Source organism: Streptomyces sp. NBC_01294 (assembly GCF_035917235.1).
Classification (GTDB): domain Bacteria; phylum Actinomycetota; class Actinomycetes; order Streptomycetales; family Streptomycetaceae; genus Streptomyces; species Streptomyces caledonius.
Window position 1 is genome coordinate 4556674 of sequence record NZ_CP108423.1, and the last position, 12318, is coordinate 4568991.

General features: G+C 73.2%; 12 protein-coding genes. 8 read left to right on the forward strand and 4 right to left on the reverse strand.

The features are described 5' to 3' along the window. Window positions 1–56: 56 nt before the first annotated feature. The 3 genes from OG534_RS20695 to OG534_RS20705 are packed head-to-tail and all read left to right on the forward strand — an operon-like array spanning window position 57 to window position 3258. Entirely contained in the window at window positions 57–977 is a 921-nt protein-coding gene (locus OG534_RS20695; RefSeq protein ID WP_326589664.1) for an SDR family oxidoreductase, read from the forward strand. Between the two features lie 17 nt (window positions 978–994). Then, on the forward strand, window positions 995–2194 hold the full coding sequence (locus OG534_RS20700) for an acyl-CoA dehydrogenase family protein (RefSeq protein WP_326589665.1): 1200 nt from the start codon (window positions 995–997) through the stop codon (window positions 2192–2194). Beyond that, entirely contained in the window at window positions 2191–3258 is a 1068-nt protein-coding gene (locus OG534_RS20705) for a Zn-dependent alcohol dehydrogenase (RefSeq protein ID WP_326589666.1), read from the forward strand. The genes OG534_RS20700 and OG534_RS20705 overlap by 4 nt, the downstream gene beginning before the upstream one ends. Window positions 3259–3329: 71 nt before the next feature. Here the strand turns inward: OG534_RS20705 and OG534_RS20710 are convergent, their stop codons facing one another. Continuing rightward, on the reverse strand, window positions 3330–3947 hold the full coding sequence (locus tag OG534_RS20710) for a flavin reductase family protein (protein WP_326593729.1): 618 nt from the start codon (window positions 3945–3947) through the stop codon (window positions 3330–3332). 270 nt (window positions 3948–4217) lie between these two features. Between OG534_RS20710 and OG534_RS20715 the strand changes: the two genes are divergently transcribed. Next, entirely contained in the window at window positions 4218–5012 is a 795-nt protein-coding gene (locus OG534_RS20715; protein ID WP_326589668.1) for a VOC family protein, read from the forward strand. Window positions 5013–5027: 15 nt separating this feature from the next. Here the strand turns inward: OG534_RS20715 and OG534_RS20720 are convergent, their stop codons facing one another. Next, window positions 5028–5831: an enoyl-CoA hydratase/isomerase family protein gene (locus OG534_RS20720; RefSeq protein ID WP_326589670.1), complete on the reverse strand. Its 804-nt coding sequence runs from the start codon at window positions 5829–5831 to the stop codon at window positions 5028–5030. Between the two features lie 230 nt (window positions 5832–6061). Continuing rightward, the gene (locus tag OG534_RS20725; protein ID WP_326589671.1) at window positions 6062–8296 is read right to left on the reverse strand and encodes an acetate--CoA ligase family protein; all 2235 of its coding nucleotides are present in this window, start codon (window positions 8294–8296) and stop codon (window positions 6062–6064) included. 302 nt (window positions 8297–8598) lie between these two features. Here OG534_RS20725 and OG534_RS20730 point away from each other — a divergent pair, with 302 nt between their 5' ends. Further along, entirely contained in the window at window positions 8599–9084 is a 486-nt protein-coding gene (locus OG534_RS20730; RefSeq protein WP_326589673.1) for a hypothetical protein, read from the forward strand. A gap of 62 nt (window positions 9085–9146) precedes the next feature. On the opposite strand, the gene OG534_RS20735 is transcribed toward OG534_RS20730, so the two are convergent. Then, window positions 9147–10325, reverse strand: a complete 1179-nt coding sequence (locus tag OG534_RS20735) for a flavin-containing monooxygenase (RefSeq protein ID WP_326589674.1) — start codon at window positions 10323–10325, stop codon at window positions 9147–9149. 160 nt (window positions 10326–10485) lie between these two features. Between OG534_RS20735 and OG534_RS20740 the strand changes: the two genes are divergently transcribed. From OG534_RS20740 to OG534_RS20750, 3 genes are all read left to right on the forward strand, one after another. Beyond that, window positions 10486–11292, forward strand: coding sequence for a maleate cis-trans isomerase family protein (locus tag OG534_RS20740; protein WP_326589675.1), 807 nt, complete (start codon window positions 10486–10488; stop codon window positions 11290–11292). A 92-nt stretch (window positions 11293–11384) separates the two neighbouring features. Continuing rightward, window positions 11385–11837, forward strand: a complete 453-nt coding sequence (locus OG534_RS20745) for a DoxX family membrane protein (protein WP_326589677.1) — start codon at window positions 11385–11387, stop codon at window positions 11835–11837. Then, complete coding sequence (locus OG534_RS20750) at window positions 11834–12313, forward strand: Zn-ribbon domain-containing OB-fold protein (protein ID WP_326589679.1); 480 nt, start codon at window positions 11834–11836, stop codon at window positions 12311–12313. Before OG534_RS20745 ends, OG534_RS20750 begins: the two co-directional genes overlap by 4 nt. Window positions 12314–12318 lie beyond the last annotated feature (5 nt).

The following is a 12318-nucleotide window of genomic DNA, read 5'->3' on the forward strand; positions in this document are numbered from 1 at the left end:
GTCTGACTACCCATAGAATCTAACGGTCCGTCAGAAATCGCGGGAAGGGGCCGGACGTGGGGAACTTCTTGGCAGGCAAGGTCGTCGCCGTCACCGGCGCCGGCCGGGGCATCGGGCGGGCCGTGGCACTCGCCGCGGCCGCCGAGGGCGCCAAGGTCGTCGTCAACGACTACGGGGTGGGGATCGAGGGCGGCGAGCCGACCAGCGCAATCGCCGACGGCGTGGTGAAGGAGATCCAGGCCGCGGGCGGCGAGGCCGTCGCCGTCGCCGACGACATCTCCACCATGGCGGGCGGCCAGCGCATCGTCGACACCGCCCTCGCCCGGTACGGGCGCATCGACGGCGTCGTGTGCGTGGCCGGCATCCTGCGCGAACGGATGCTCTTCAACATGAGCGAGGAGGAGTGGGACCCCGTCGTCGCCACCCACCTCAAGGGCACCTTCACCGTCTTCCGCGCCGCCTCCGCCGTCATGCGCAGGCAGGGCTCGGGCACCCTGATCGGCTTCACCAGCGGCAACCACCAGGGCTCGGTCGCCCAGGCCAACTACAGCGCGGCCAAGGGCGGGATCATCTCCCTCGTACGGTCCGCCGCGCTCGGCCTGGCCAAGTACGGGGTCACGGCCAACGCCGTCGCACCCGTCGCCCGCACCCGCATGTCCGCGAACGTGCCCATGGAGCTCAAGGAGATCGGCGAGCCCGAGGACGTGGCGGCGCTCGTCACCTACCTGCTCAGCGACAAGGCCGTGGCCGTCGCCGGCGAGAAGATCACCGGGCAGGTCTACACGATCGCCGGACCGAAGATCGCCGTCTGGGCGCAGCCGCGCGAGCTGCGCGCCGGATACGCCGAGGGCTCCTGGACGCCGGAGAAGATCGCCGACTTCCTGCCCGGGACGGTGGGCACCGACCCGATGCCGATGCTGGCGCAGCTGGAGGCCATGGCCAAGGCGGCGGCCGCCAAGGACCGCCCCAACGCATAGGACGCAGGGAGAGCGGCGTGGATTTCGGCTTCGGGGCCGAGGACGGGGAGCTGCGCGGGCACGCCCGGGCGTGGCTGGCGGAGCACCTCGTGGGCCCGTACGCGCACGTCCTCGGCCTGGGCGGACCGGGCAGCGAACACGAAGGGGTCGAGACCCGGCGGGCCTGGGAGCGCGAGCTGGGCCGCGGCGGCTGGATCGGGCAGGGCTGGGAGGCCCCGGCCGGGGCGTACGGGCAGCGCAGGCTCTCGCTGACCGGGCAGGTGGTGTGGGCCGAGGAGTACGCGGCGCTGCGCGCGCCCGGCCGGGTCGGCCACATCGGGGAGAACCTCCTCGCGCCCACGCTGATCGCGTACGGCAGCCGGGACCAGCAGGACCGCTTCCTGCCCGGCATCGCGCGGGGCGAGGAGCTGTGGTGTCAGGGCTACAGCGAGCCGGGCGCCGGCTCCGACCTCGCGGGGATCCGTACGGCGGCGGTCCGGGACCCGGCCGACGGACTCTTCCGGGTCACCGGGCAGAAGATCTGGACCTCCCTGGCCCGCGACGCCGACTGGTGCTTCGTCCTGGCGCGCACCGGGCCCGGATCGCGGCGCCACCGGGGCCTGTCCTTCCTCCTCGTGCGGATGGACCAGCCGGGCCGGATCGAGGTCCGGCCGATCCGGCAGATGTCGGGGACCTCGGAGTTCAACGAGGTGTTCTTCGACGGGGCGGTGGCGGCGGAGGTCGTCGGCGGGGAGGGCGACGGCTGGGCCGTGGCCATGGGCCTGCTCGCCCTGGAACGGGGCGTCTCGACGCTGGTGCAGCAGATCGGCTTCGCGGCCGAACTGGAGCGGGTGATACGCCTGTACGCGGCTTCGGGTACGGCCGATCCGGTGGTCCGGGACCGCCTCGTACGGCAGTGGGCGGAGCTGCGCACCATGCGGTGGAACGCGCTGCGCACGCTCGGCAGCACGGACGACGCGGGCGCGCCGAGCGTGGCCAAGCTGCTGTGGGGCGGCTGGCACCGGCGGCTCGGGGAGCTGGCGGTGGAGGTCCGCGGCGCGGCGGCGGCCGCCGGGCCGGCGGCCTGGGCGGCGGGGCTCCCGTACGAACTCGGACTCGACGAGGACCAGCGCCTGTTCCTGTTCACCCGCGCCGACACCATCTACGGCGGCTCGGACGAGATCCAGCGGAACATCATCGCCGAGCGCGTGCTCGGCCTGCCTAAGGAGTCCACGTGAGAGGCGTCGTGTTCGACGGCAAGCAGGCCCAGGTGGTCGACGACCTGGAGATCCGGGACCCCGGTCCGGGGGAGGTGCTGGTCGCGATCGGGGCGGCCGGGCTGTGTCACAGCGACCTGTCGGTGATCGACGGGACGATCCCCTTCCCGCCGCCGGTGGTGCTGGGGCACGAGGGCGCGGGCATTGTGGAGGCCGTGGGCGCGGGTGTCACGCACGTGGCGCCGGGCGATCACGTGGCGCTGTCCACCCTCGCCAACTGCGGGGCGTGCGCCGACTGCGACCGGGGCCGGCCGACGATGTGCCGCAAGGCGATCGGGATGCCCGGACAGCCCTTCTCGCGGGGCGGGAAGCCGCTGTTCCAGTTCGCCTCCAACTCCGCCTTCGCGGAGCGCACGCTCGTCAAGGCCGTGCAGGCGGTGAAGATACCGGCCGACATCCCGCTGACGTCGGCGGCGCTGATCGGCTGCGGGGTCCTGACCGGGGTGGGCGCGGTGCTGAACCGGGCCCGCGTCGACAACGGCGAGACGGTGGTCGTCATCGGCACCGGCGGCATCGGGCTCAACGTCCTTCAGGGGGCCCGGATCGCGGGGGCCACGACGATCGTCGCGGTGGACGCGAACCCGGCGAAGGAAGCGGTGGCCCGGCAGTTCGGGGCCACGCACTTCATCGACGCGTCCGCCGTGGCCGACTCGTCGGCGGCGGTCCGCGAGATCCTGCCGACCGGCGCCGACCACGCCTTCGAGTGCGTCGGCAACGTCAAGCTGATCCGGCAGGCCGTCGACCTCCTCGACCGGCACGGCCAGGCGATCCTGCTCGGCGTGCCCGGCTTCACGGAGGAGGCGTCCTTCCTCGTCTCGTCCATGTACCTGGACAAGACGATCATGGGCTGCCGGTACGGGTCCTCGCGCCCGCAGCGTGACATCGCGCTGTACGCCGAGCTCTACCGGCAGGGCAGGCTGCTGCTGGACGAGCTGGTGACGGAGGTCTACCCGGTCGAGGACTTCGCCAAGGCCGCCGACGACGCCCACCACGGGCGGGTGGCGCGCGGGGTGCTCACCTTCTGACGGGCGCACCTCGAACGCCGGCGGGGCTGAAGTTCAGCCCCGCCGGCGTTCGGTGTGTGTGCAGGCGTCGGTCAGTCGCTGAAGCGGCCGAAGCGGCCCTTGTGGAAGAGCAGCGGCTCGCCCTCGCCGGCCGCGCCCATGGCCACGACCCGTCCCACGACGATGAGGTGGTCCCCGCCGGTGTGGACGGCCTGGATCCGGCAGTCGATCCAGGCGGGCACGGCGTCGAGCTGCGGGGATCCGGTGACGGGGGCGGGCGTGTGGCTCACCCCGGCGAACTTGTCCGCGCCGCTGACGGCGAAGGACCGGCACAGTGGGCCCTGTTCGGCTCCGAGGATGTTGACGCAGAACACCCCGGCGCGGGCGATCCGCGGCCAGGTGGTCGACGTACGGGCCACCATGAAGGTGACCAGGGGCGGGTCGAGGGACAGCGAGGCGAAGGACTGGCAGGCGAAGCCCGCGGGCCCGATCTCGTCCTCACCCGGAGGTGCGGTGATCACGGTGACCCCGCTGGCGAAGTTCCCCAGTACGGCCCGGAACTCGGCGGGAGAGACCGGCGCGCGCTCGTCCTCGCCGACGGCCCGGAGGTCGGGACGCGGCAGGGCGTCGACGGGCTCGGGTTCCCGCTCTGCCGAAGCGGAGGTGGGGGAGCCGACTGACCTGAGGTATCGGACGACGGTGGCCGCCATCCCTGCGTGTCCCATCACACCGACGATTGAACCTGACGGTTCGTCAGATAGGAAGGGACGGGCGGCACGGGCTTCGGCGCGGGCTGCGGTGCGGTCTGTGGTGCGGGCCATGGTGCGGGCCATGGTGCGGGCCATGGTGCGCCCCCGCCCCTTTACTCCACACGGGTGAACCGTCCCGGATCCGCCTGGCCGTGCGCCCGGGCCGGGGTGGAGGCTCGGCATGGTGGCAGCGACCTCGTACCGCCGCCGTACTCCCGGGAGGACCCACCCATGCTCGGCACCGACTTCCGTACCGGATCACCCAACTGGCTCGACCTCGGCAGCCCCGACACCGGGGCGGCCGCCGCGTTCTACGGATCCGTCTTCGGCTGGGACTTCGTCTCCGCCGGGCCCGAGGCGGGCGGGTACGGTTTCTTCCAGCTGGGCGGGAAGACCGTCGCCGCGCTCGGACCGCTCACCGAGGAGGGGGCCGCGTCGGCCTGGATGGTCCACTTCATGAGCCCCGACATCCAGGCCACCGCCGAAGGCGTGCGGGCCGGCGGCGGCACGGTCCGGATGGAGCCCATGGACGTCATGGGCGAGGGCTGGCTGGCGCAGTTCACCGACCCGCAGGGCGCCGAGTTCGCCTGCTGGCAGCCCGGGAAGACCGCCGGTGTGCAGGTGGCGTCCGCCGAGAACGCGCTGGTGTGGACGGAGCTCCACGTACCCGACCCCCTGGCGGCCATCGCCTTCTACTCCGCGCTGTTCGGGTGGCGGCACGCCGAGATGGAGGCGCCCGGGATGACGTACCGGGTGCTGAGCACCGCCGAGGGCGACCAGCAGGACACCTCCTTCGGAGGGGTCGCCGAACAGGGTGAGGGCGCGGGCGGCGGGTCGAGCATGGTGCCGCGCTGGGTGCCGTACTTCCACGTGACGGACGTGGACGCCACCATCTCCGCGGTCGAGGCGAGCGGCGGCGCGGTCATGATGCCGGCGGCGGACGTGCCGGACGTCGGCCGGATCGCGTGGGCCTCGGACCCGGCCGGCGCGGTGTTCGCGCTGCTCAAGCCCGACCCGCGGATGTGAGCGGGCGGGGCGCGGTCAGCGGCCCAGGTACTTGGGCGTGCGGCGCTCCACGAAGCTCGCCACGCCCTCGTTCGCGTCGGCCGTGCCCATGTTGATCTCCTGAGCGGTGGCCTCGGCGGCCAGCGCGGCCGCCCGGTCGCCGTCCAGGGAGGCGTTGACGAGCTGCTTCGTCATGGCGAGGGCCCGGGTGGGGCCCTGGGCGAGCCGCTCGGCCCACGCGCGGGCGGTCGCCTCCAGCTCCTCGGCCGGGACCACCTTGTTGACCAGGCCGAGGCGCTCGGCCTCGGCCGCAGGGACGGCGTCGCCGAAGAACATCAGCTCCTTGGCCTTCTGCGGGCCGACGAGGCGGGGGAGCAGGTACGCGCCGCCGCCGTCGGGGACCAGGCCGCGGCGGACGAACACCTCGATGAAGCGGGCCGGTTCGGCGGCGATCACGAGGTCGCAGGCGAGGGCGAGGTGTGCGCCGATGCCGGCGGCCGTGCCGTTGACGGCGGCGAGGACCGGCTTCTCGCAGTCGAGGACCGCGGTGATCAGGCGCTGCGCGCCGAGGCGGATCATGCGGGCCACGTCCCCGGCGACGCGGTCGCCCGCGGCGGCGGGTGCGCCGCGGAGGTCTGCGCCCGCGCAGAAGCCCTTGCCGGTGGCGGTGACGACGACGGCGCGGATCGCCGGGTCGGCGGAGGCTTCGGCGAGCAGGGTGATGACGCGTTCGCGCTGGGCCCAGGCGACGGCGTTCATCGCCTCCGGGCGGTTGAGGGTGATCCAGGCGACGCCGTTGTCGATGCGGTGGAGGACTTCGTCCTCGGGGGCGCGGGTCATGGATGAACTCCTGTTCGGGGGATCGGGTGCGGCGCCGTTGCCGGGGGCGCTGCCCCCGGACCCCCGCGCCTCAAACGCCGGCGAGGCTGAAAGGCCGCCTCAAACGCCGGCGGGGCTGAAAGACCGCCTCAAACGCCGGCGGGGCTGGAAACATCCAGCCCCGCCGGCGTTTGAGGCGCGGGGTCCGGGGCGGAGCCCCGGGAAGCGGCGGGGACTGCGACCACCGGGGGTCAGCGGCAGATGGCCAGGGCGTCCAAGGCCACCGCCCCCTGGCCGCGGGGGAGGACCATCAGGGGGTTGATGTCCAGCTCGGAGAGCTCGTCGCCGAGTTCCAGGGCCATGCGCTGGATCCGCAGGATGACCTCCACCAGGGCGTCCACGTCGGCCGGCGGTGCCCCCCGTACACCCTCCAGGAGGGCATGGCCGCGCAGTTCCGTGAGCATCGCGCGGGCCTGGTCCTCGCCGAACGGCGGCACGCGGACCGCCGCGTCGTGCAGGACCTCGACGAGGACGCCGCCCAGCCCGACGGTGACGGTGGGGCCGAACAGGTCGTCCTGGGTGACGCCGACGACCATCTCCACGCCGCGTTCGACCATCTGGCAGACCAGGATGCCGTCCAGCGGGACGTTCTCGTAGCGGGCTATGTCGGTGAGCTCCCGGTACGCGTCGCGGATCTGGCTCGCCGAGGTCAGGCCGATCTTGACCAGACCCAGCTCCGTCTTGTGGCCCAGCTGCGGGCCCGAGGCCTTCATGACCACCGGGTAGCCGACCAGGCCGGCCGCCCGGACCGCGGCCGCCGCGCTCGTCACCAGCTGCTCGCGGGGGACCCGTATCCCGTACGCGCGCAGGAGCTGCTTCGCCGCGTGTTCGCTGAGCTGCTGGCCGGGCCGCATGAGGGCCTGCGCCTTGCGGTACGAGGGCGAGGGCGTGCGCGGTGCGTCCGCGAAGGGGGAGCGGTACCCGGCGGTGAAGCGGTGGTGGCCGAGGTAGGCGCGGACGGCGGTGATGCAGTTGCCGAAGGTGCGGAAGGTGGCGACGCGGGAGGAGCCCAGCAGCACCCGCCGGTACGCGTCCTCCGTGCCGACCGGGGAGCCCCAGATCACGCAGATGAGCTTGTCCGTGGCCTCCGCCGCGTCCACCAGGTCCTGGGCGAGCTTGTCGCTCATCGGGGGGAAGGGGCCGGTGATCGGGCAGATCAGGACCCCGACCGACGGGTCGGCGAGGATCGCGTCGATGATCTTGCGGCCGCGCCAGTCGCCGACCGGGTGGCCGCCGTTGTCGACGGGGTTGGCGACGTTCAGGTACTCGGGGATCCACTGGTGGAGTTCGTCCTGCTTGGCCTGCGCGAGGGTGGGCAGGGTCAGGCCCGCCTCCGTGGCCAGGTCGGAGAAGTGGGCGCCGGTGCCGCCGGAGATGGAGTAGACGACGACCCCGTCGGCCTGGGGCCTGCGGGCCCGGGCGAGCAGGGCCGCGGTGTCCTGGAGTTCGTCGAGCCCGTCGACGCGGATCACCCCGAACTGGCGCATGGCGGCGTCCACGACGGTGTCGGCGCCGGTCAGCTTCCCGGTGTGGGAGGCGGCCATGCGGGCGCCGGTCTCGGTGCGGCCGACCTTGACGGCGACGACCGGGACGCCGTTGCGCGCGGCCCGGTCGGCGGCGAGCAGGAAGGACCGGCCGTCCTTGAGACCCTCCACGTAGCAGGCGATGGCCCCGACCTCGGGCTGCTCGGCGAAGTAGGAGATGAAGTCGGAGGTTTCGAGGTCGGCCTCGTTGCCGGTGGGGGCCCAGTGGGAGAGGCGGATGCCGAGCTCCTGGAGGGTGTAGACCGGGCGGCCCTGGTGGCCGGACTGGGTGATCAGGGCGATCGCCGGGCCGTCGAGGTCGTCGCGGAACTCCTCGAAGGCGTTGAGGTTGGTGTTCGGGCCGAGCAGGCGCAGGCCCGAGCGCTGGACGGCGGCGCCGAGCCGGGCCTGGGCGGCGGCGCCCGCGTCGCCGGTCTCGGCGAAGCCGGAGGCGAAGGCGACGGCGAACTTCACCTTGGTCTCGGCCAGTTCCTCGATGACGGGGAGCGGATCGGCGACGAGGAGGACGGCGAGGTCCACCTGTTCGGGCAGGTCGGCCACGGAGGCGTGGCAGGGCAGTCCGAAGACGGTGGGGCGGGAAGGGTGCACGGGGTGGATCCGGGCGCCGACGCGTTCCGCCCAGGCGATGAGCTGGCGGGTGATGCCGGTGTTCGGTCTGCCCTCGGCGTCGGAGGCGCCGACGACGGCGACGGACTCGGGCCGGAAGAACCGGTCCAGGTCGGGTACGTCGGCGTGCAGCGGCCGGCCGCTGACGTCCATGGCGACCGCGTCGTCGGCGGAGGGCGCCGCCGACGAGTGGACGGCCGTCCTGGGGGACTCCCCGCAGGCCTCGACACGTGCGCGGAAGTCGGTGGTGAGGGTGCCGTGAGTAGATCCAAGCATCGTTCCGCCCGCTCCTGCTCGATGAACCTCGATGGAACTCAATAACTGACGTGTAGTCAGATTACTGAACTGACGTGCCGTCAGGAACAGGGCTGCGCAGGAAAGCTGGTGGAGGTGATGTGGTGAACGGTGACAGATTCCCGCGGAGCGGGTCCAGAGTGCACTTCCGGCCGAGATCACCCGCCCGCGGTCCGGGTCGGCGCACTTCCGCCCGCGGCCCTGGATGTTTCCCCGCGGCGGTGTGATCATCTACCGCATGACTGCTGCCCGAAAGGCCCATGCCGCGTAGGCGACCGAGTGCGTTGCGCGCACAACTGGCCCTGCCGCACACGATGTACACGGGTGCCGGCCACTGCCGGGGCTACCGGCCCCCCAGGCCGTGGCCCACCCGGATCGACCGGCTCTCCTCCCGGACGGTCACCGCGATCCACCGCGAGGAGTGCCGGCGCCCGTACGACGAAGGGCTCTGGCCCGGGGCGACGGCGACGGCCCTCGCGACCTGTCGCTACTTCCTCACCCTTCCGGGCCGCTGGCTGTACCTGCGGCGGGACTACTGCGGCTGCGAGCAGTGCGACCTCCGCCACGACATCGCTGTGGCCCGGGATCTCCTCGAACTGGTCGTACACAGGCTGCCGCCCTGGCCGCGCCGGGAACTGGAGACCCTGCTGGCCGGCCTGGACGAGGAGCTGTGGCGCCGGACCGTGCCCGACCCGTTCGCCCACCGGCAGCCGCACCGCAGGGGAGCCTGGTGGCACCAGCGCCTCTACGACCTGGACCACCTGCTGTGACGCGCCGACGGGCGCCGACGGGCGCCGGCAGCGCCCCTCCGCGGGACGACGCGGGCGGCGGCTCAGCTGCCGGCCGTCTGCCGGGCCACCGCCTTGGCGATCTTCTCCGCGTCCCGGGCCATCTCCCGGAACATCCCGCTGATGGGGTTGCTGAAGCCGGTGAAGTACAGCCCGCGGGCCTGCCCGGGGGTGCGGGCGCCGTGCGTACGGGGCCGGCCGCGCTCGTCCAGTACCCCGAGGTGGCCGACCAGCCCCTCCAGGGCGCGGCGGTACCCGGTGGCCGCGACCACCGCGTCCGGGGTGATCCGTGAGCCGTCCGCGAGCACCACCTCGGCGCCGTCGAAGGAGTCGACGGCGGCCACCGGCTCCACCTTGCCGCTGCGCACCGCGTCGATTAGGCCGACGTCCTGGACCGGGATCGAGCCCTGCTTCACCCTGCTGTACAGGCCGGTGGTGGGGCGCGGAAGCCCGTACGCCGACAGGTCCGGGACCGAGGCCTTGGCGACGAGCGCGCCCAGCCGGTCCACGAGCCGCACGGGCAGCCGGCGGACCAGGATCCCGGTGCGCTGGGCCGGCCAGCCGGCGGTGGAGCGGCGCACGATGTGCGGGGCGGTGCGCACGGCGAGCCGCACCCGGGCCGCCCCGCCCTCGGCGAGGTCGACGGCTATCTCGGCGCCGGTGTTGCCGACGCCGACGACGAGGACGTCCTGGCCGGCGTACGGCCCGGGGTTGCGGTAGTCGGCGGCGTGCAGCAGCGGGCCGCCGTACGTGTCCCGGCCCGGCCAGTCGGGGAGAGCGGGCGTGTGGTTGAACCCGGTGGCGACAACGACGGCCGCGGCCGACAGCACCCGCCCGCCGGTGGCGTGCAGGGTCCAGCCGTCCTCCCCCTCGGGGGCGGGCTCGATCCGGGTCACCTCGACGCCGGTCACCAGCTCCAGCTCGTGGAACTCGGCGTACTTCTCCAGGTAGCGCACGACGTCGTCGCGGGAGACCCAGCGTCCGAAGCGGCGCGGCACGGCCAGGCCCGGGAGGGCGGAGAGCCGGCGCGTGGTGTGCAGGTGGAGCCGGTCGTAGTGCCGCCGCCAGGACGCGCCGACCTCGTCGGACTTCTCGACGACCACCGCGCGGACCCCGCGGGCGCGCAATGCCGCGGCCACGGCGAGGCCTCCGGGGCCGGCTCCGATGACGTACACGGGGCGGGGCTGGGTGGTCATGTCGGGTGCTGTGGGGTCTCCGGGCATGAGGGGTGATCGTATCGCCACGCTGCGTTGATGGGTCTCGGACGAGGAGGGAATCGATTGCGGATCGGTCACGGGCGGGGGCGGGCCCGGCGCGGCTCGGCGCCGCGGTGCGCCGAACGCTGACAAAGTGGGTCATCTCGCCCCACGAGAGGAGTGCGCGATGTGGCAGCCCGACGGGTGGGACGTACGCGTCCGCCTCGGCGTCCTCACCCCCCACGCCGATGTCGGACCCGAGTCGGAACTGCGCGCGATGGCCCCGGCGGACGTGGGTCTGCATGCCGCCCGGGTACCGTTCGGCGGGATCGGTCGGGGCGGCGCGATGGACCCCACCATTCCGCTCGCCCCGGTGCGGGCCTTCGCCGAGCCGCCGTTCGTGGACGAGGCCGCCGAGCTGCTGGCCGCCGCCCCGGTGGCGGCGATCGCCTACGCCTTCACCAGCTCGGCGTACGTGATCGGGGCGCGCGGCGAGGCGTACATGCTGGAACGGCTGCGGGAGCGGGCCCACGGCCTGCCGGTGGTCGCCACCTGCGCCGCCACGGTCGAGGCGCTGCGCGTCCTCGGGATCGCGCGGATCGGTCTCGTCGATCCGCCGTGGTTCGACGCGACGCTGAACGACCTGGGCCGGGGCTACTACGAGGAGGCCGGGTTCGAAGTCCCGTACGCGGCCCCGTGCGACCTCCCCAGTGGGCAGGTGCTCATCCGGCCGGACGCGCTCCACGACCGGGTGGCCGCACAGGTTCCGGACGAGGTCGAGGCGGTCGTCATCGGCGGCAACGGCTTCCGCGCCGTCGGCGTGATCGGGGCCCTGGAGGCCACTTTGGGGCGTCCCGTCCTCACCGCCAACCAGGTCCTGTTGTGGGCTGCCCTGCGCGCGGCCGGCTCCGGAACCGGCTTTGGCACCGGCTCCGGCACCACCTCCGGCACCGGCGGCATCGACGGCTACGGGCGGCTCTTCGCGCACCCGTAGCCGGCCCGAGGCCTTGCGTGATCGCCCCGCATCCGCTGAACTGACGTTCCGTCAGATCGTGCGTGTCGATCGCGAGAGGGTGGGGGCTGCCGATGCAGACCATCTGGCTCAGTGGGGCCGAATGGCTCGCCGTGCTCCGGATAGGCCTCGGCCTGTGGTGGCTGGAGAGCTGGCGGCACAAGGACAAGAAGGGCTGGTTCGAACGCGGCACCGGCATCGCGTGGGCCGCCGACGTCGCGAACAAGCACCGCTGGAGCTTCGTCAAGGGCGGCTTCCACCAGGTCGTCGCACCGCGCCCCAAGGTGATGGCGTACGTCGTCGTCTACGCGGAACTGGCCCTCGGGCTGGGCCTGGTGCTCGGCTTCCTGACCCCGATCGCCCTGGTCGGCGGGCTGCTGCTGAACCTGCTCTACCTGGTGCTGATGATCCACGACTGGGCCGAGCAGGGCCAGAACGCGATGATGGCGCTGATCTCCCTCGTCGCGCTCCTCGCCATGTCCTGGCAGACCTGGTCCCTCGACGCGGCGATCGGACTCTTCCTTTGAGCGGCGGCGCGGTGCGCTACGACCTGCCCGAGGCGGACGACTTCACCCGCGCCTACTGGGACGCGGCGGCGGCCGGCCGGCTCCTGCTGCGGCGCTGCGGGGACTGCGGGCGGGCGCACCACTACCCGCGAGAGTTCTGCCCGTTCTGCTGGGCCGGGGAGGAGCGGGTGACGTGGGAGACCGCGAGCGGCCGCGCGACCCTCTACACCTGGTCGGTGATCCACCGCAACGACCTGCCGCCCTTCGGCACACGCGTCCCGTACACCGCGGCGGTGGTCGATCTGGCGGAGGGCCCGCGGATGATGACCGAGGTGGTGGCCTGCGAGGCGGCGGACCTGCGCATCGGCATGCCGCTGACGGTCACCTTCCGCGAGGCGGCGGAAGGGATCTGGAACCCGGTCTTCGCCCCGGCGCCGGCTACGGGATCGGATACGGGATCGGATACGGGGCCGGGCACGGGGTCCGGCGCAGGCTGACCGCT